The sequence below is a fragment of the Microlunatus phosphovorus NM-1 genome, assembly GCF_000270245.1.
GTDB lineage: Bacteria > Actinomycetota > Actinomycetes > Propionibacteriales > Propionibacteriaceae > Microlunatus > Microlunatus phosphovorus.
The window spans coordinates 352,352-371,821 of the sequence record NC_015635.1 but is presented as its reverse complement, the minus strand read 5'-3'; the positions used below and the strand labels follow the sequence as shown (position 1 = coordinate 371,821).

Here is a 19,470-nt window from a genome sequence, read left to right as displayed (position 1 = left end):
AGCGGCGCTGGGGAATTGCCTGAGTCCGCTCGCGTTCTTGCTTCACTCCGCCAGGAAGACGTACCGCGCGATCAAGAGGGCAGCGACCACGTACAGGATCGGGCTCACCTTCTTGCCCTCGCCGGAGAGCAGCTTGATCACGCAATAGGCGATCACCCCGAAGCTGACACCGTTGGCGATCGAGAAGGTCAGCGGCATCACGATCACCGTCAAGAAGGCCGGTACGCCCTCGGACAGGTCCTTCCAGTCGATATGCCTGACTGCCTGCATCATCAGCGCACCGACCAGGATCAGGGCCGGCGCGGTGGCGGCACCGGGCACGGCGCCGGCGATGGGCCAGAGGAAGGTCGAGAGGATGAACAAGACGCCGACCGTGCTGGCGGTCACACCCGTCTTGCCACCCTCCTCGATGCCGGAGGCGCTCTCCACGTACGCGGTCGTCGTCGACGTGCCCACGAACGCACCGAACATCGCCGCCAAGCCGTCCATCGAGAAGGTCAGCCGGGCCCGGGGCATATCGCCGTCGGCATCGAGATAGCCGGCCCGCTGCGCCAGCCCGGTCAAGGTGCCGGTGGCGTCGAAGAAGTCGACGAAGAAGAAGGTGAAGACGACACTGAACAGCCCGACGCCGAGCGCGGCGCCGATGTCCAGGTGACCGATCAGGTCGCGCGGCCAGACCGGTACGCCGATGATGCCGTCAGCGAAGCCCTGAAAGGCCGCTGGCTTCCCATCGGCGCCGACATAGACATGTGCCCGGGTGAGGATCGCGATCAGCGAGGTGCCGATGATCCCGTACAGGATGGCGCCCTTGACCTTCTTGTACATCAGCACCGAGGTGCCGAGGAGTCCGATGATCGCCACCCACGCGTTCGGGTTCTCCAGGGAACCGAGGGCGACCAGCGTGGCCTCGTTGCCGACCACGATGCCCGCGGCCTTGAGCCCGAGGAGAGCCAGGAAGGCACCGATGCCCGCGGTGATGGCGAACTTCAGGCTGAGCGGGATGGCCTTGACGATCGCCTGTCGTGCTCCCGCGGCACTGAGCACCACGAACAGCACGCCCGAGATGAACACCGCGCCCAGGGCCGTCTGCCAGGGGAAACCCATGGCACCGACGACCGTGAACGCGAAGAAGGCGTTCAGCCCCATGCCGGGCGCCTGAGCGAACGGGTAACGCGCGATGATCCCCATCGCCAGGGAGCCGAAGGCCGCGGCGAGACAGGTGCTGGTCAGCAGCTGATTGAAGCCGTTCGGCACGTCGATGGCGTTCGACAGCACCTGCGGGTTGACGAACAGGACGTAGCTCATGGTGAGCCAGGTCGTGAAACCTGCACGGATCTCGGTGCGCATGGTCGAGCCGTGCGCGGTGATGCCGAAGTAGCGGTCGAACCCACCGACCGGCTTGGCGTCGGTCTGCGAGTCAGCGGAAGCACCGGTCATGGATGAGAGTCTCTCAGGAACGTTGGACGACTCCGCACGACGCGCGGAACTCTTAACGCGGCAGAAATCCAGGTGCTGACGCCACAGCCCGACGGCTATCGTTCCGCGACGGTCACGACGACCGAGACAGAGATGACTGAGACAGAAGGGAAGTGATGATCATGGTGGAGCAGCTGACGCCCAAGCTGATGAACTGGGCGTCCATTCTGGACCCGCAGACTCGCGCGCAGGCGGAACTGGCGGCCACCATGCCGTTCATCCACCCGCACATCGCACTGATGCCCGATGCACATCTGGGCAAGGGTGCCACCGTAGGGTCCGTGCTCCCGACCGTCGGCGCGATCATCCCCGCCGCTGTCGGCGTCGACATCGGCTGCGGCATGGTCGCAGTCCGTACGCAGCTGACCAGCGCGGCGTTCACCGATGATCTGGCACGGCTGCGGAAGTCGATCGAGGAGGCGATCCCGTTGTCTGCGGGCCGGTACAACCACGAGCTGACCGACGGCGCAGCCGTCCGGGTTGCCGAGCTCGAGCAGCGCGCCGACCGGCGGGGTTTCGACCCGGCCGGCTACGCCGCCAACTGGCGGCTGCAGCTGGGCAGTCTGGGCTCGGGCAATCACTTCATCGAGGTGACTGCCGACGAGACCGACGCCGTCTGGTTGTTCCTGCACTCGGGGTCCCGGGGTATCGGCAACAAGATCGCGACGCACCACATCAAGATCGCCACCCGGCTCTGCCAGCAGTGGTGGATCCAGCTGCCCGATCCCGATCTGGCCTACCTGGTGGAGGGGACTCGGGAGTTCGACCGCTATCTCGCCGAGCTCACCTGGGCACAGCAGTTCGCACTGCTCAACCGGGAGGAGATGATGGATCGCGTTCTCGACTGCGTACGGCAGTGGCTGGGCGGTCCGGTCGAGGAGCTGGAGCGGATCAACTGCCACCACAACTTCACCGCGCGAGAGCGGCACTTCGGCAAGGACGTGTGGCTGTCCCGGAAGGGCGCCATCGAGGCCACCGAGGGCAAGCCGGGGCTGATTCCCGGATCGATGGGCACGGCGAGTTATGTCGTGGTGGGCAAGGGCAATCCGGTCTCGCTCAACTCCTCACCGCATGGTGCAGGGCGGGCGTACTCGCGGTCGAAGGCACGCAAGACCTTCACCCAGGAGGATCTGCGGGCGGCGATGAAGGGTATCGAGTATCGGGACACCGCTGCCTTCATCGACGAGATCCCCGCGGCCTACAAGGACATCGACCAGGTGATGGCCGATGCCGACGGCCTGGTCGAGGTACGCCACACCCTGCACCAGTTGGTCAATGTGAAGGGCGATTGAGCCGGGTCGCTGCGACAAGTTGCTGGCTCGTCCCCGTAGTCGGGGATGAGTCAGCAACTAGGAGGGTGGTGGTGGTCAGGGGCCGAGTAGTGCAAGCGGCACCACCGCGACGCCGTCGGGTCGTCGATAGGCGAAGTCACCGGTCGTGACGAGCACCCTGTCGGCAAGACGGTCACCTATGTGATTGTGCAGCCAATTGAGATGCCGAACATCCTGGTCGCCAACCGACTCGCTCAGCTTGACTTCGAGGGCGACGACCTTGCGGTCTTCCCCCTCGACGATGAGGTCGATCTCGTGATCGGTTTCCATAGCTGTGCAATTGGACGCAAATCTATTGAGCAGACGGACGCATTGACCCATGGGGCGACGCAGGTCTGCCAGACTGACCGCGGGGAGGTGGCAGATGGCGGATGGGTCGATCTGGCGAGCGGGACACCCTCCAGGAGAACGCCGACCTGATCCAGGAACGTCTCGTCACTTCCGCAGCGCTGACACTGTCGCTGCGGCGACCTGACCCCTCGCCGCGCTGTCAGCCAAGTCATGACAGGGTGTGCGTCATGGATGTGCTGATCGGATGTCTCTCCTGGTCAGATGGCATTCTGATGGTGGGCTGCACCGTCAACTGGTGCGTCACCCGGCACGATCTGGATGATCCGATTCGGCGCTGGTCGGCGCGGGTCCAGGCTGCCGTTGGGCAGCCGAAGCAGCCGAAAGTCGCCACTCGATAACGGCGTACGGCCAACCCGGCATCGAGAGGCGAGTTCCGGTTGCTTCGCGGCCGCTGAAGCAACGAGTTCTCACCTCTCGGTGAAGGGCGCGAGATCGAGTGGCGACTTCTGGTTGCTTCGACGCAGGCGAGCAACCCGCTGCCCATGTTCGAGGCGGTCGGGTTGGTGGGCGCAGGTCAGGGCTGGTGGGAGCCGGGCCGTCCGCGTCGTTTCCCGGCCCCAGTCGGCTTTCGTTACCGGGAGCGCCGCGGTCGCGTCGTTTCCCGGCCCAAGTCGGGTTCTGCCGGCCCCAGGCGCCGCCGACCACGCCAAATTCCGTCATTCGACGGCTTCAGCGACGCACCGCGGGCCAACAGGTGTCAACGGCCAGGAGATCCTGCCCATTGGCGGCCATGAGATCTGCCCGCCGGTGGCCAGCAGAAGTGCCCGGTGATGGCCAGATGATCTGCCCACCTGTGGCGGGTCTGGCCATCGACGCGGTTAGTGCAGGGGCATCACTCCTTTGCCGTTGAGGGCTTGGGTGAGGCGGATCGAGTCGCCGCTGGTTTGGCAGATGTGGGCGTGATGGAGGAGTCGGTCGACGGTGGCGGTGGCCAGGGTTTTGGGCATCAGCTCGTCGAAGCCGGCCGGGTGGAGGTTCGACGACAACGCGATCGAGCGTTTCTCGTAGGCGGCGTCGACGATCCGGTAGAGCCCTTCGGCGGCGTCGTGGGACACCGGGAGTAGCCCGATGTCATCGATGATCACGAGTTCGGCCCGCAGGATCCGGGCGACGGCTTTGGTGACGGTGTCGTCGGCGCGGTGGGCGGCGACGAGACCGCCGAGGTGTTCCAGGGTGAACCAGGCCACGGCTCGGCCGGTTTCGATGACGGCTTGGCCGAGGGCTTCGAGGAAGAACGTCTTGCCGGTGCCGGACGGTCCGCAGACCACCAGGTTCTCCCGCCGGTGCACCCATTCCAGGGTTTGCAGTGCCTGCTGGGTCGGTGCCGGGATGGAGGAGATCGCCGGGTTCCAGGCGGCGAAGGTCTTCCCGGTGGGGAACCCGGCGGCTTTCCGGCGATGCGCCAGCATCGACCGGCTCCGGCCGGCGACCTCTTCGACCAGGAGGGCTTTGACGATCTCGACCGGTTCCCAGCGTTGCGCTTTGGCGGTGGCGAACAGCTCCGGCGCCAGCCCGCGGGCATACGGCATCTTCAGCTGCCGCATCAGCTGCTCCACCTCGACCGGCAGCGCCGGTGCGGATGCCGCGGTCATCGGGACTCCTCGCCGTCGACGCCGGCTGGGGGCTGCTGGTTGGTGATCTTGGCCCAGCCGGCGGTGCCCTGGGACAGCGACCGGGTCTCGGTGGCCCGGCGAGTCTGCAGGTGAGCGGACTGTTGGGCGTTCAGGATGGAGGACAGGTCTTTCCAGCCGAACCGGCCGTTCACCGCCGCATGCCCCAAGGCCCAGTCGACCCGGGCATTGCCGGCGACCTTGGCCATGGTGACCGCGGCGTCCATCTTGGCCCGGATCCGTTGCACCCCGGACGCGGCTGCCTCGGCCAGCCACACGTGCGCACCGTCGCCGATGGCCAGGAACGCCTGCTCCGCCTCAGTGCGTGGCCGCACGGTGTACCGGCCGGGCTGCTTGGTCGCCGGCCCACCGAAATGATCATCATCGATCTGCGGGGACCCGGGGGTGGCGCGGATGTGGCGGGCCACCTCGACCGGCCCGGACCGGCCGTGATGCACGATCACGATCCGCTCGGCGGCGCCGACGCCGGTGACGCGGACCCACACCTGTTCACCGAGCAGCTGCTGCGGCACCGAGTACTGGCCGTGGTCGAAGGCCACCATCGGGGTGTTGGTCGGCACCCGGCGTGCCAGCCCGAACACCACCGTGTGTGGCTCGATCGGCACCCGGTGCAGCCGGGTCTGTTCCTCGGTCAGCATCTCGGCCGGTGCCCGCCGGGTCACCCGATGCGGGCGGCCGTTCACCACCGTCATGAACTCTTCGCAGGCCTGCTCGAGCTCGGCGAAGGACCCGTAGTCGTCGCGCAGGTTGACCTCGGTCGGAACCAGGTCGGCCTTGCTGACCTTGACTGCCGCCTCGACCCCGCCTTTCGACGCCGGATCGGCCGGCTCACAGGTCAACACGGTGGCCCCGTAGTGCCGGCCGAACGACACCGCTTTCCGGTTACGCACCGGCACCCCGGCAATGTGCTCGACGGTCACCGTCTTCTCGTTGTCGGTCAACACATACGTCGGGACCCCGCCCAGCAGCCGGAACGTCCGATCCAGCGCGGCAATCACCGACGGCTGCGTCTTGTCCCGCAACGCGATCACCACCCGGAACCGTGACCACGCCAACCAGGCCACGAACAACACTGTCTTGACCGCACCACTGCGACCGGAGACAACGGGACCGTCGCCGAAGTCGTACTGGAGCCACAGCCCCGGCTCGGTGACCCAGGGCCGATGCACCCGGGCGTGGCCCAACCGGTAGGCCTTCTTCACCTCTGCGACCGCCCGCCGAGTGGAGCGGTCCGACCCAGCAAACCCCGCCGCCACCAGCTTCTCGTGCACCTTGTCGGCACGGACCTTGCCCTGCGAAGCCTCCACCCACTCCTCGATCTTGTCCAGATACTCATCGGTGACCTGGGCCCGGCGGGCCGGTGCCCCGACAGGCCGGCCCGCGTCCCGGGCCGCGACATGCGCCGCAACGGTGTGATGCGAGCAGCCGACCAACTCCGCGGCCGCCCGCAACGACCCTGTCAGATCGAAAGCAGCAAGAATTTCCATGATCTCTCCGTCAGACTTCAACTGGCCCCTCCTCGGACCTCGACGTTCGACTCGACACCGAACATCGAACCGAGGAGGAGCCACGACCCGGCTCAACCAGGCCGAAGCGAATAGAAGACGTGGGCAGATCTCACGGCCACCGATGGGCAGTTCTCCTGGCCATCAGCGGGCAGTTTCGTGGCCGCCTATGGGCACTTTTTCATGACCGCCGACAAACAGGTGATATATCAGCCCCGACCAGGGTCTGACTGGTGTGAAGTGAGTGTCTGCGGGCTGGTCGGGACGCGTTTCTGTCAGCTGACTGGTGGGTCACCGCTCGGGCAAGGAAATGTCGGCGCATCCTCACAGGAGGCAGGGGACCCACCACAGTCCTGACGCACACCCGTCATGGCAAGCGATTGGATGTCCTGTCTGGGTGGCCTGGAACGATGCTGCCTATGGTCATCCGCTTTCCCGCCCCGCTCTCGCCGGGCGACACCATCGCAGTCACCTCGCCGTCCAGCGGCGTAGCGGAGAGGCACCGGGCACGCCTCAACTTCGCGGTGTCGACTCTGGAGGAACGCGGCTACAAGGTCATCGTCGGCAACTGCATGGATGGCGCGACGCACGTGAGTGCCCCTGCGCCGGACCGGGCACAGGAACTGGCGACATTCCTCACCGACCCGACCGTACGGGCCGTCATTCCGCCGTGGGGCGGTGAGACCGCCATCGACCTGCTCCCGCTGCTGGACTGGGACGCCATCGCCGCAGCCGACCCCACATGGTTCGTCGGCTTCTCCGACATCTCAACTCTCATCACGCCGATGACGCTCCTCACCGGGGTTGCCACGGTGCACGGCAACAACCTCATGGACACGCCCTATCGCGTCCCCGACGGCCTGATCACGTGGCTCGACATCGCGACACGGGCGACTGGCAGCACCTTCACCCAGACCTCACCCGACCGCTACCGGAGCGCCGGTTGGGACGACTACATCGCCCACCCTGAGGTATCCGAGTTCACGCTGAACGACCCCGGCACGTGGACCCGGCTCGACGGCAGTGTGGGCGACGTGGACGTGGCAGGTCGCCTCATCGGCGGGTGCATTGAAACGCTGTGCAACGTCACCGGCTCGCCCTACGCGGACGTGCCCAAGTTCGTCAGTGAGCACGCACCCGAAGGACTCCTGGTCTATGTCGAGGCGTCCGACGAAAACGCATTCAACATCTGCCGCCACCTCCACGGCATGCGGCTCGCAGGCTTCTTCGACCATGCCAACGCGGTGCTCGTCGGACGCACTCGCGCCGCCGACACACCATCCCTCACCCAGCACGAGGCCGTCCTCGACGCACTCGGTGGCCTCGGTGTTCCCATCATCGGCGACATCGAGTGCGGACACGTCCCGCCGTACATGCCCATCGTCAACGGAGCCCTCGGCCACCTCCGCTTCGGAGGCGGAGAGAACTCACTAGCGCAGACTCTGGCATAGGCGGTAGGCAGCGGGAGAGGCACTTCGGCAAGGACGTGTCTCGGGACACCGCTGCCTTCATTGACGAGATCCCCGCCGCCCAAGGACATCGACCAGGCAATGGCCGACGCCGCCGATCTCATCGAGGTACGCCACACACCGCACCAGCTGGTGAACGTCAAGGGCGACTGAGGTCGGTCGAGTCGCGTCCAGGGCCTGTCCTGGGCTGTCGACTCCGCGAGAAGTACTTTCTGGTCCCAAATCCGTGGGCGATTCAGGACCAGAAAGTACTTCTCGATGGAGATCCTTGGAGCACGCTCTGCCACACTGACCCGCGAGGAGGTGGCAGATGGCGGATGGGTCGATCTGGCGAGCGGTCCGGCGGCAGCTGACCGGTCAGCGGATCCAGAGCTGGGTGGTGGACGCGAACGACGGGATCATCGCGACGGCCGGCCTGCTCGAGGGATTTGCCGGGGCGGGCGCGGATGACCTGCTGCTGATCACCGCTGCGTCGGCGGCCACTATCGCCGGCGCTCTCAGCGCCGGCGGTGCCAAATGGGCCGAAGCCGCCGCCGAGCGGGACAGCCAGCTCGCCACGATCGCGTACGAGACGCAGAAGCTGGCCGCGAACCCGGACGAGGAACTCGCCGAACTCACCAGCTACTACGTCGACAAGGGACTGAGCGAGGATCTTGCCCGCGATGTTGCCGAGCAGCTCAGCGCCGTCGATCCGCTGGCTGCCCAGTTGCAGACCGAATACGGTATCGACGAGATCCCACCGGCCCGAGCTCCCATCCTCGCCGGCATCAGCGCGGGGCTGTCCTTCGCGGTGGGAGCCAGTATTCCGTTGCTCATCACGACCTTGGCCCCGATCAGCCTGGACGCCGTCGCCTTGCTGATCGCCGTCGTGGTCTCCTTGACCCTGACCTCGATCATTGCGGCCAAGTCCTCGTACATGTCCGCGCCACGGACCATCCTGCGCTCGTTGATCGTGGGTCTGGGCACCATGGGCATCAGCTTCCTCGCCGGCTCGGTGCTGCTGCCCCCCGCCGACTGAACCCAGGTTCGGGTCAGGAGTCGGCCGCCGCCTGATTGGGTGACAGGACCGTGACCACGCTGGAGTCGTCGGCGGCGCCCAATCCGGCGGCCTCGGCGATCATGAACAGCTGCTGCGCGGCGGCGGAGAGCGGCAGCGGTACGCGGGCGCCCTTGCCGACGGAGGTGACGATGCCCATGTCCTTGGTGAAGATGTCGATCCGCGATCTGACCTCCGCTCCGCCCGTATAGGCCTGCAACATCCGCGGACCACGGTCGGTGAGCATGAAGGAACCGGCCGCGCCCTGGGACAGCGCATCGATCACCACCGCCGGATCCAGGCCCAGCCCACGGGCCAAGGCCACCGCTTCCGCGGTGGCGACGATGTGGATCCCGGCCAGCAGCTGATTGATCGTCTTCAGCGCCTGTCCGTCCCCGGCGCGAGAGCCGACGATGGTCAGCGTCGAGGAGAGGTGGTCCAGCACCGACTGGGTAGCCGCCAACGCTTCCTCACTTGCGCCGACCACAATCAGCAGATCACCGGTGCCGGCCCGCAGGGGGCCACCGCTGATCGGCGCGTCCACCATCGGGTGGCCGGCCTCCGCCAGCCGATCCGCCAGTGCTCGCGCCCCATCCGGTCCGATCGTCGAAGTGAGAATCACCGCGGCGCCGGGCCGGATTGACTCCAGCACCCCGTCGGGACCGAACAGCGCCGCTTCGGCCTGAGCCTGATCACGTACCGCCAGCAAGGCGATGTCCGCGTCCCGGCTCGCCGCGCTTGGGGTCTCCGAGGCCGTGACGCCGCCCTGCTCGGCCAACTCCCTCCGCGGCTCGAACGGATCGAAACCGGTCACCGTGAACGCGGTGGCGAGATGGGTCGCCATCGGCAGGCCCATGGCCCCCAGGCCGATGACGGCAATATGAGTCTTCGATTCAGCTGACATGTGCAGGACTCTCCTCGGGTACGTCCGGATGTACGTGCAGGGTTCGCGATGAGTAGCTCAGACCGAGCGCAGCGTTGCTACGACTCAGACCGAGCGCAGCGTTGCTACGACGGTGGCCAGCGCCTCGTCATCACCGACATTGCCGGCAAAGACGATGTACGGGATGCCCTGGGCCGGCCCGGAGACCGGCTCCCACAACGAGACGATGCCGGGCAGCATCGTCCCGCGGGTCCAGGCACGCCGGATCGACAGACCCTCGGTGGCCGTGTCGGAGGAGGTGATGCCGCCCTTGGCCACCACGAACGCCGGCCGGACCTGGCTCACGATCTCGCGCACCGTACCGACCAGGGCGCTGCTCACACTGCGGGCGATCACCAGACTGTCGTCGGCGTCAGTGCCTTTGATCAGGGTCCGGCTGGTCCGCACCACGATGTCGGCATCCGAATCGTCGGACTGCAGCAGCCGGGCAGCTTCGAGTGCCACCGCGCTGACGTGCGCGTCGCGTGCCTCGGGATTCAGCAAGGTCGGCACGTCCAGCTCCAGCTCGATGATCTTCCCGGTGCCACGGAGTCGGTCGAGCTGCCGGGTGGTCAGGCCGACGTGCGACCCGATCGCGATCAGACCACGCGAGGAACTGGGGCGTCGATCCTCCGGATCGCGTGGCTGGGCGGCGATGATCGCCCGCAGCCGCTCGGCATCGATCGGCGGCGTTGCGACCTGGCCGGTGCGGGCTCGGACGAACGACGGCCCGGTGCGATAGATGAACCGCTGGCCGGCGTCCTCGGCCCGCAGCAGCGCGAGCACCACGACATGCAGATCGGCGTCGCAGGTCGTGTCGACCACCACCGGCTGCCCGTCATGCAACCCGGACAGGATCTCCTGCACCCGGTCCGGTCCGCCTTCTCGGATATCGGCGATGGTGATCGCGGCGACGTCGTCACGGCTGATCCGGCCGCCGGTCTTCTCCTCGACCCAGTCCCGCAGATCCGAGCTGGAGTAGCCGAAGCTGGCGTCCTTGGCGAACTCGCTCTGCGCCACCGGGATCATGCCTGCAGCGATCTTGGACCAGTGCACGCTGTTGATCGTGATCCGACCCGGCTCGATGTAGGCCGGCGAGATCACCACCCCGTCGGTGCCGGTCCCCCGTGCGCTCAGCTCCTCGGCGAGCACGTCTGTCTCCAGCGGGTAGTAGCCGCGCAGGGTGGAGTCGCTCCGGCTGAGCAGCACGTAGGGCACCGCTTCCAACCGAGATGCCTCGTCCAGGGCCGCGACGATCTCCCGGTTTCGCTCGGCCGCGTCCGCCTCGGCCAGGCTGCGGGTGTTGGTGAGCACGAAGAAGCCGGCCGTCGGCTGTCGCAGCGCCCAGCGGCAGTCGTCCACCGTCCAGCTGGTCAGCACCGGCAGATCGGCGATGCTCTGCGTCCCGGTCGGGTCATCGTCGAGCGCCACCAGCCGCCGGCCACCCAGGATGGCCTCGAGATTCGTGCCCACCTCGAGCTCCGGCGGCAACTCGGCGAGCAGTTGCTCCAGCGCCACCGGCTCGACGGTGGGCGTACGGTCGTCGGTCACAGAGAAACCTTTCCAGGAAGGGGAACTGAGGAAAGTCAGGAGCGAGCCACGGCCCGGACGAGCGGCACCTCGGGGTTGAGCTCGACACCGAAACCAGGTGTATCAGGAAGCCGCAGCCGGCCGTCCACCGGGACCGGCTCGCCGAGCAGCAGCGGCTGGAACATCGGCACCACCTCGTCGGCTTCCGGCGCCATCATCAAGAACTCCGAGAACGGGCTGTTCGTCCGGGTGATCACGAAGTGGTACGAGTACACGCTCGACCCGTGCGGCACGACCAGGGCACCGTACGCATCGGCGAGCGCGGAGATCCGAATCAGCTCCGTGATTCCGCCGCACCAACCAACATCGGGCTGCAGGATGTCGGCGCAGCCCATCTCGAGCAGCATCCGGAAGCCGTACCGGGTCGACTCATGCTCGCCGGTGGTCAACAACATCCCGGGTGGCAGCTGACGGCGCAGGTCCCGATAACCCCAGTAGTCGTCGGGGATCAGCGGCTCCTCCAGCCATTTCAGGCCGTACGCGTTCGCGGCGCCGGCCAGCCGGACCGCGTACTCCCGTTCCAGGGACATCCAGCAGTCCCACATCAGCCAGAAGTCGTCGCCGACCTTCTCCCGCATGGCGGCCAGCTCGGCCACGTTCGCGCGGAGCCCGGCCTCTCCCTCGTGCGGTCCGTGATGCAACGGCATCTTGCCGCCGATGAACCCCAGCTGCTGTGCCAGGTCGGGACGGGCACCGGTGGCATAGAAGGTCAACTCGTCGCGGACCGCGCCACCGAGCAAGGCGTATACCGGCTCTTGGCGGAGCCGGCCCAGCAGGTCGTACAAGGCCAGGTCGACCGCACTGATCACGTTCAGCACCAGGCCCTTGCGGCCGTAGAACAGGGTGGACCGGAACATCTGGTCCCAGATCTTCTCGATCGCGGTGACGGGCGCGCCCTCGAGAAAGCGTGCCAGGTGGCGCTCGACGATCCACGCCCCCGGCTCGCCGGCGGTGGTGACCCCGAAGCCGACCGTCCCATCGTCGGCCTCGATCTGGACCACCAGGGTGCCCAGCACGTTCAGCCCGAAGCTGCGCCGGCTCTGCTCATACCCGGGATAGCGCGACATCGGGGTCGCGATGTGATCGTCGATCCAGTGGTAACCCTGCTGGTCGTGATAGTCCGCCCCGCCGCCTGCACCCACGGTGTAGGCGCGGACCTGGGCGATCCGTCGCTCGGTCATGAGCCGGCCTCGGTGGCCGGCGGACCCTGCGGAAAGACCAGGATCTTGCTGGCCGAGGTGCGGCCCCGGGCAAGATCGTCGAAGCTCTTCGGAGCCCCATCCCAGCCGACCCGACCGTCGATCAGGGCCTCGATGCCCTCCGGCACGGTGCCGACCCAGGCCGCCGTCGCGGCGAACTCCTCGGCGGTGTAAGTGAACGAGCCGACCAGCGTGCGCTCCTCGGTGCTCACTGCATACGCCGGCAGTTCGACCCGCGGCGCACCCATCCCGACCAACACGATCCGGGCGCCCAGTCCGGAGGCAGCGAAGGCGTCCTCCAGGGTCCGGCTGATCCCGACGGCGTCCACGACCAGGGTGGCCGGCCCGCCCAGTGCCTCCGCCGTAGCCGTGGCGAGATCGCTCTCGATCGGATCGATCACGTTCGCCCCGAGCCGCGCACACAACGCCCGACGGCTCGGCGAGATGTCGGAGACCGCCACCGCGGTCACCCCCTCTCGCCGGGCCGCCATCAGACAGGCCTGGCCGATCGGCCCGCCACCGATGACCAGCACGCGGTCATCGGCGGCGATGCCGCCCCGGCGGACGGCGTGGTAACCGACCGCCATCGGTTCCACCAGGGCACCCAGTTCGGCCGGCATGCTCTCCGGCAACACGACGATGTTGGTGGCCGGGACGGCCACCAGGTCGGCGAATGCGGCCGGCGGCTCCGGCGTGACACCGAGCACCACCCGGCGACCGCACCACTGCCCGCGCCCGGCCAGACAGACGTCACAACTGCCGCAGACCATCATCGGGTTGATGGTCACCAGCTGACCGGCATCCAGCCCGGTGACCGCCGACCCGACCGACTGGATCCGGCCGACGGTCTCGTGGCCCATGATCTGGCCAGGATGGCGCCTGCCGTTCTCGCCGGAGTAGCCGTGGAAGTCCGACCCGCAGATGCCGGTCGCGATCACCGCCACCACCACATCCGACGGTCCCGGACTCGGCACCGGCCGATCCTCGACCCGGATGTCGTAGTCCCCGTGCAGCACCAGCGCCTTCATCCACTGACCTTCATCTCTGATGCCTTCATCTCGGGACTTTCAGCTCCTCATCGTCAGTGCGGGATGATCTTCGCGTCGACCGCGTCCAGGTGGCCGGCCTCGATCTCGTTCGCCTTCTTGAAGAACGCGGTGATGCCGAAGAGCAGACAGGCCATCAACGCCCCGACGGCCAGGGAGTACAGGCCGGCGTTGCCACCAATGGTCTCCTTGAAGTAATCGCGCATATTCGGAGCCAGGAAGCCGCCCAGGTTGCCGATCGAGTTGATCAGACCGATGCCCGCCGCGGCGGCGTACCCGGTCAGATACTCGGTCGGCAGCGTCCAGTAGATCGGCTGCATCGAGACGAAGCCCATCACCGCGAGCGAAAGACCGCCGATCGCCAGCACCGGGTTGGCCTGGAAGACCCCGGACGCGATGATGCCGGTCGCGGTAGCGAGCATCAAGCAGCAGCCGATCAGCCGATGCTTGCGGGTCCGGTCGGCCAGACCTGGGAAGTAGGCCACGGCGAGCAGACCGAACACCCACGGGATCGCGGTCACCAGGGATGCCTGGAAACCGAGCTTCTGTCCGGTGATGGCCACCACCTGAGTCGGCAGGAAGAAGGTCACACCGTAGACCGCGATCTGGATGCAGAAGTAGATGGCCGAGAAGTACCAGACTCGCCAGTTGACCAGGGCCTTCATCACGCTGCCAGGAGCATGCCCCTCGGACTTGGCTTGCTCTTCGGCCTCGATGGTCTGAGCCAGTGCCTCCCGCTCGTCGGCGGGCATCCACTTCTTCGCGTCCCGCGGCTTGTCGGTCAGGTAGAAGAACGACCAGATGCCGACCGCGACCGCGAGCAGACCCTCGATCAAGAACATCCACTGGATGCCGCGCAGGTTGGCGATGCCGTGCATCTCCAGCAGCGCGCCGGACAGCGGGTTGCCGAGAATGCCGGCGATGGCGATGCCGGCGTAGAAGTAGCCGCGTGCCCGGCTCAGGTGCCTGGCGGGGACCCAGTAGGTCAGGTACAAGATCACGCCGGGGAAGAAGCCGGCCTCCGTGACACCGAGCAGGAAGCGCAGGATGTAGAAGCTGGTCGGTCCCTGAATGAACATGAAACAGGCCGCGACGATGCCCCAGCTGACCATGATCCGGGCCAGCCACCAACGCGCCCCGACCCGGTGCAGCATCAGGTTGCTGGGCACTTCGAACACGGCGTAGCCGACGAAGAACAGACCGGCGCCGAACGCGTACGAGGCCGCGCTGATGCCGAAGTCGATCTCGAACTCCTGCTGGGCGAATGCCACGTTGCTGCGATCGAGGAACGCGATCACGTACATCAGCAGCAGGAACGGGATCAGCCGTTTGAAGACCTTCTTGGTGGCTTCCTCGGAGAGGTGATGGCGGCGTTCGGCCGTCATCGTTGTGTCAGACATCGTTGTCTCCTTTGATCCTTAGGGGCGGGTGGGGGGGTAGAAGAAACGCGGGCGGGTGGCGGGTAGAAGAAACGCGGGCGGGTGGCGGGTAGAAATGGGGAACGCGGGGACTTGGGTTTCTCAGTGCATGTACTTGCCGCCGTCGACCTGCAAGGTGGCGCCATTGACGTAGCCGCCGTCCTGGCTGAGCAAGAAGGCGACGGTGGCGGCGATCTCGACCGGCTGGCCGACGCGACCGAGCGGAATGCCGGCCGACATCGAGGCCTTCCGCTCGTCGCTCAGTTTCCCGCCCATGATCTCGGTGTCGATCGGGCCGGGCGCGATCACGTTGGTGCTGATGCCGTACGGGCCGAGTTCGCGTGCCGCACCATGACACATCCCGATCACCGCAGCCTTGGCAGTGGCGTACACGCCCTTGGAGAACGTGCCACCACCGTCGAAGGCGGTGATCGAGGAGGTGTTGACGATCCGGCCGATTCCCTGCGGGATCATCCGGGCGGCCGCCGCCTTGATCATCAGGAAGGAGCCGGTCACGTTGACCGCCATCACCCGCTCGAACTGGGCGACGTCGCACTCGTGCAGGGCGACCGGGCAGGCGATGCCGGCGAGGTTGACCAGGCCGACGACCGGCGGCAGGTTCGCGTCGATCTGCTCGTACGCCGCAGCGACCGACGCCTCGTCGGCGATGTTGGTCGGAATCGACAACACAGCTGAGTGCCCGGCCTCGCGCAGTTCGGCTTCGACCGCCGCCAGGCCCTCGGCGTTGATGTCGATCAAGGCCACGGCCCACCCTGCTTCGAGCAGGACCCGGGCGGTGACCCGGCCGATGCCGGCGGGCCCGCCGGCGCCGGTGACCACGGCAGTGCGTTGCTCAGGCAGCAACCCGGTTGCGGTTGCAGTGGACTCAGAGGTCATCGGTGGCTCCTGGTGATCGGTCGGTAACAGATGTGGTCGAGGTGATTCAGTCGATCAGGGACGACAAGACGTCGCGGATGTAGGCATGGTTCTTGCCGATGACGGTGATCCCGTCGCTGCCGTAGTGCTCGCAGAGGAACGCGCCGCGGAAACCCAGCTCGAGCGCCCGCGAGATCGCCGCCCGGTAGTTGATCAGTCCGAAGTCCATCGGCACCGGGAAGGTCATCACCTGGCCGGTCGCCGGGTCCTCGTCGCGCAGGTAGTTCTTCACGTGCCAGTAGTTCGTGTACGGCAGCAGCTTCTCGAACATCTCCGCCACCGGCTCCAGTGGGCGGTGCAGGCGGACGAAGTTTCCGATGTCGGGGTTGAGGCCGCAGGCCTCGTGATCGACCTCCTTGAGGAACTGCACCGCGCCGTCGGCGCTGCCGACATAGGTGTCCTCGTACATCTCCAAGGTGATCTGCTGTCCATTGCTCTGGGCGTGCTCGGCCAACTCGCGGATCAACGACGCCGCCCGCGCCCGGGCCTCGGTCGACTCGTCGTCGTGCCAGCCGTCCACCAACCAGAACCACAGCGCCTGCTGCTGCGCGGGCGTGAGGTCCTGGAAGAAGCCGAAGCTGACCAACGGCACACCGAGCTCGGCGGCCTTGTCCAGCAGCCGGTGGCTGTACGCCAGATATTCCGCGCCGCGGTCGGCGTCCATCACGCTGCGCCGCGAGGTGGAGATCGCCGGGATGGTCAGGCCGACATCGTCCAGCACGGCCTTGAAGTCGGCCATCCGAGCCTCGTCGAGATCACCCACTCGCACCCAGGTGTCGGTCGGGTCGACCTCGGTGAAGCCGAGGCGCCGGACCAGACGCAGGTGTTTGACCCACTCCTCCGGTGCGGCGTCGTGGATCGGTCCGCCATGCGAGTCGGTGCTGCCGAAAGGCAGCATGGCGGCCGCGATCGGCCAGGTCTCAGCGGTGTAAGGGGCAGTGGTCGACATCGGACGATGGGTTCCTCTCGGTTGCTGAGACGGTGTTGCTGAGACTTAGCTGAGATGGCGCGCGGAGCGTATCAGTCGGGTCCGACACCATTTCGGACTGGTGCTCTAGCCGGGCGCGGGGCCCAGCTCCCGAAGCAGGCCGCCGAGCCGCTCGTACGCGAGGTTGCGATAGGCGACCAGCGGCGCGGTGTCGCCCGCCGGGGTCACGAAGCCGCCGCCTTGCTTGACCCCGAACCGGCCGTCGGCCACCAACTCGGTCAGCATCGCCGGCGCCGACAGGCGCTCGCCGTAGTGACTCTGCAAGGTGCGGAAGCCGTCGACGTACACGTCCAGCCCGGCCATGTCGGCGATCGCGAACGGCCCGAAGAACGGCAGTCGATAGCCGAAGGTCGTCCGGACGATCGTGTCCACGTCCTCCGGGGTGGCAACGCCCTCCTCGACGAGGCTGATCGCCTCGCGCAGCAGCACATACTGAAGCCGGTTGAGCACGAACCCAGCAGAGTCGTTGACCCTCGCCGACAGCTTGCCGGTGCGGGCCACCAGCAGTTCGGCTGTCTGCACCGCCGCTTCGTCTGTCGAGCTGTGGGCGATCAGTTCCACGCCAGGGATGAACGGTGCCGGGTTCGAGAAGTGGATACCCAGGAACCGTTCGCGGTGAGTCAGCGACCCCGCCAGATCTCCGATCGGGATCGTCGAGGTGTTCGTGCCGATCACCGCGTCCGGCCGGGCCGCCTGCTCGATGCTGGCCAGCACCGGACCCTTGACCTCGGGACGCTCCAGCACCGCCTCCTCGATCAGGTCGGCACCCGCGACGGCTTCAGCCAGCGTCGCGGCCGCGCTCAGATTGGCCCGGACCAGGTCCGCAGACCCGGGCTCGAACAGACCGGCCTCCTCGAACTCCTCCGCCTCGGTGTGCAGTCGTCGAAGATGAGCCTCGGTTCGCTCCCGATCGAGGTCGGCGATGACGACCTCGAAGCCCGCCAGGGCGAGCACCTGGGCGATCCCTCCACCCATGTATCCGGCGCCGATCACGGCGACCCGGTCGATCGAGCCAGACACTTCGTGCTGACCTTTCGCTCGGCAGATCTCAGCTGACATACGCCAAACGGCCACCACCGCGACCCTGTTGGCGCACGAACGGGAGTTCCGTTGGCAGGACCCTATAGGATCGATCGCATAGCATCAATACCCCAGCTTGGAATGGTCGTGCTCGCTGGACCGCCCTTCCAGCCCGGCTACTTCGTCGTCGTTCGGAGAGGAAAAGCGCCTCTCCTCACTCCTCCTCAGCACACCGACCGGCGGTCCCGGGCGCTCGCACTCCTGTCGAATGGTCGTGCTCGCTGGACCGCCCTTCCAGCCCGGCTACTTCGTCGTCGTTCGGAGAGGAAAAGCGCCTCTCCTCACTTCTCCTCAGCACACCGACCGGCGGTCCCGGGCGCTCGCACTCCTGTCGAATGGTCGTGCTCGCTGGACCGCCCTTCCAGCCCGGCTACTTCGTCGTCGTTCGGAGAGGAAAAGCGCCTCTCCTCACTTCTCCTCAGCACACCGACCGGCGGTCCCGGGCGCTCGCACTCCTGTCGAATGGTCGTGCTCGCTGGACCGCCCTTCCAGCCCGGCTACTTCGTCGTCGCTCGGAGAGGAAAAGCGCCTCTCCTCACTCCTCCTCAGCACACCGACCGGCGGTCCCGGGCGCTCGCACTCCTAGACTGTTCGAATGACCGTCAGCACGTCCAGCGGACCACTCCAACTGGATCCGCCGCGACTGGAGCGACGAGCACTGCGGGACAGCGTGTATGACCTGGTGCTGAATATGCTCCTGGACGGCACATTCCAGCCGGACGACACGCTCAGCATCGATGGTCTGTCCCGCGAACTCGGTGTCTCGCCCACCCCGATCCGAGAAGCTCTGGTGCATCTGGAGCACACCGGGCTGGTCACCAGGACTGCGTTGCGGGGATACCGCGTCGCGCCACCGTTCAGTCCGCAGCAGATCGGCCAACTGGTCGACGCCCGGGCAGTGATCGAACTCGGCGCGCTCGAGCACGCATTGGATCGGCGCACGTCCTTGGCGCCGACGCTGCAGCAGGCCCACGAGCTGCATCGGCAGGTGATCGATGAGCTGGCAGCGTTGCCTGCGGAGGCGATGGTCGGCGATGCCCGGTTGGCAGGCTACCGGCGCTATTTCGATGCCGACTGGGGCTTCCACCTGACGATCATGCGACATGCCGACAACCCCTTCATCGTGCAGATGGCCGAGTCGCTGGGCGCCCACGTGCACCGGCTCCGCCAGACGGTCGGGGTCGGCTTGACCGACTGTGAGGACGCCTCGGCCGAGCATGCCCGGATCGTCGAGGCGATCATCTCCGGCGCCCCGGCAAGACTGGTCAAGCAGGCGATGCGGGACCACCTGGAAGCCGTCCGCGAGCGATCGATCGCGGACAGTCGACTGATCGCCAAGGACCGATCGAAGGCGACGAAGAGCAGCGCCAAAGCCGTCAGGGACCGATCGGGAGTGGTCAGCGGCTGAACTATAGGATCTTTCCTGGTGTCGATCGATCATCAGGAAAGCGTGGGCAAGAACCACGTCTGAAGAAGAACCGCAGCTGGGCAA

General features: G+C 66.8%; 16 protein-coding genes. 4 read left to right on the top strand and 12 right to left on the bottom strand.

Annotation, left to right across the window (positions count from 1 at the left end):
• Positions 1-42 precede the first annotated feature (42 nt).
• The gene (locus MLP_RS01625) at positions 43-1,437 is read right to left on the bottom strand and encodes an NCS2 family permease (protein WP_013861246.1); all 1,395 of its coding nucleotides are present in this window, start codon (positions 1,435-1,437) and stop codon (positions 43-45) included.
• Between the two features lie 155 nt (positions 1,438-1,592).
• On the opposite strand from MLP_RS01625, the gene MLP_RS01620 reads away from it, so the two are divergent.
• The gene (locus MLP_RS01620; RefSeq protein ID WP_231851407.1) at positions 1,593-2,768 is read left to right on the top strand and encodes an RtcB family protein; all 1,176 of its coding nucleotides are present in this window, start codon (positions 1,593-1,595) and stop codon (positions 2,766-2,768) included.
• Positions 2,769-2,843: 75 nt separating this feature from the next.
• Here the strand turns inward: MLP_RS01620 and MLP_RS01615 are convergent, their stop codons facing one another.
• The 3 genes from MLP_RS01615 to istA form a co-directional block, all read right to left on the bottom strand.
• Complete coding sequence (locus MLP_RS01615; RefSeq protein WP_013861244.1) at positions 2,844-3,077, bottom strand: ATP-binding protein; 234 nt, start codon at positions 3,075-3,077, stop codon at positions 2,844-2,846.
• A gap of 899 nt (positions 3,078-3,976) precedes the next feature.
• Positions 3,977-4,750, bottom strand: a complete 774-nt coding sequence (locus tag MLP_RS01610; protein ID WP_013861242.1) for an ATP-binding protein — start codon at positions 4,748-4,750, stop codon at positions 3,977-3,979.
• Positions 4,747-6,297 (bottom strand): IS21 family transposase, encoded by a 1,551-nt coding sequence (istA, locus tag MLP_RS01605; protein ID WP_041789603.1) that lies wholly within the window; start codon positions 6,295-6,297, stop codon positions 4,747-4,749. The genes MLP_RS01610 and istA overlap by 4 nt, the downstream gene beginning before the upstream one ends.
• Positions 6,298-6,704: 407 nt before the next feature.
• Here istA and MLP_RS01600 point away from each other — a divergent pair, with 407 nt between their 5' ends.
• Together MLP_RS01600 and MLP_RS01595 are read left to right on the top strand one after the other, a co-directional pair.
• A complete protein-coding gene (locus MLP_RS01600; protein ID WP_231851406.1) occupies positions 6,705-7,745 on the top strand; it encodes a S66 family peptidase in 1,041 nt (346 codons plus the stop codon).
• 328 nt (positions 7,746-8,073) lie between these two features.
• Positions 8,074-8,781 (top strand): VIT1/CCC1 transporter family protein, encoded by a 708-nt coding sequence (locus MLP_RS01595; protein ID WP_013861239.1) that lies wholly within the window; start codon positions 8,074-8,076, stop codon positions 8,779-8,781.
• 13 nt (positions 8,782-8,794) lie between these two features.
• Here the strand turns inward: MLP_RS01595 and MLP_RS01590 are convergent, their stop codons facing one another.
• From MLP_RS01590 to MLP_RS01555, 8 genes are all read right to left on the bottom strand, one after another.
• Positions 8,795-9,703, bottom strand: a complete 909-nt coding sequence (locus tag MLP_RS01590) for an NAD(P)-dependent oxidoreductase (protein ID WP_013861238.1) — start codon at positions 9,701-9,703, stop codon at positions 8,795-8,797.
• An 84-nt stretch (positions 9,704-9,787) separates the two neighbouring features.
• Positions 9,788-11,272, bottom strand: coding sequence for a four-carbon acid sugar kinase family protein (locus MLP_RS01585; RefSeq protein WP_013861237.1), 1,485 nt, complete (start codon positions 11,270-11,272; stop codon positions 9,788-9,790).
• A 35-nt stretch (positions 11,273-11,307) separates the two neighbouring features.
• Positions 11,308-12,492, bottom strand: coding sequence for an L-rhamnonate dehydratase (rhmD, locus tag MLP_RS01580; RefSeq protein WP_013861236.1), 1,185 nt, complete (start codon positions 12,490-12,492; stop codon positions 11,308-11,310).
• Positions 12,489-13,538: a zinc-dependent alcohol dehydrogenase gene (locus MLP_RS01575; protein ID WP_013861235.1), complete on the bottom strand. Its 1,050-nt coding sequence runs from the start codon at positions 13,536-13,538 to the stop codon at positions 12,489-12,491. Before MLP_RS01575 ends, rhmD begins: the two co-directional genes overlap by 4 nt.
• A gap of 53 nt (positions 13,539-13,591) precedes the next feature.
• Positions 13,592-14,956 (bottom strand): MFS transporter, encoded by a 1,365-nt coding sequence (locus MLP_RS01570; RefSeq protein ID WP_013861234.1) that lies wholly within the window; start codon positions 14,954-14,956, stop codon positions 13,592-13,594.
• 120 nt (positions 14,957-15,076) lie between these two features.
• Positions 15,077-15,871, bottom strand: coding sequence for an SDR family NAD(P)-dependent oxidoreductase (locus tag MLP_RS01565; RefSeq protein WP_013861233.1), 795 nt, complete (start codon positions 15,869-15,871; stop codon positions 15,077-15,079).
• Between the two features lie 46 nt (positions 15,872-15,917).
• Entirely contained in the window at positions 15,918-16,859 is a 942-nt protein-coding gene (locus MLP_RS01560) for a sugar phosphate isomerase/epimerase family protein (protein ID WP_013861232.1), read from the bottom strand.
• 105 nt (positions 16,860-16,964) lie between these two features.
• Positions 16,965-17,918, bottom strand: a complete 954-nt coding sequence (locus tag MLP_RS01555) for a 3-hydroxyacyl-CoA dehydrogenase family protein (protein ID WP_041789602.1) — start codon at positions 17,916-17,918, stop codon at positions 16,965-16,967.
• Between the two features lie 655 nt (positions 17,919-18,573).
• Between MLP_RS01555 and MLP_RS01550 the strand changes: the two genes are divergently transcribed.
• Positions 18,574-19,386: a GntR family transcriptional regulator gene (locus MLP_RS01550; RefSeq protein ID WP_013861230.1), complete on the top strand. Its 813-nt coding sequence runs from the start codon at positions 18,574-18,576 to the stop codon at positions 19,384-19,386.
• Positions 19,387-19,470 lie beyond the last annotated feature (84 nt).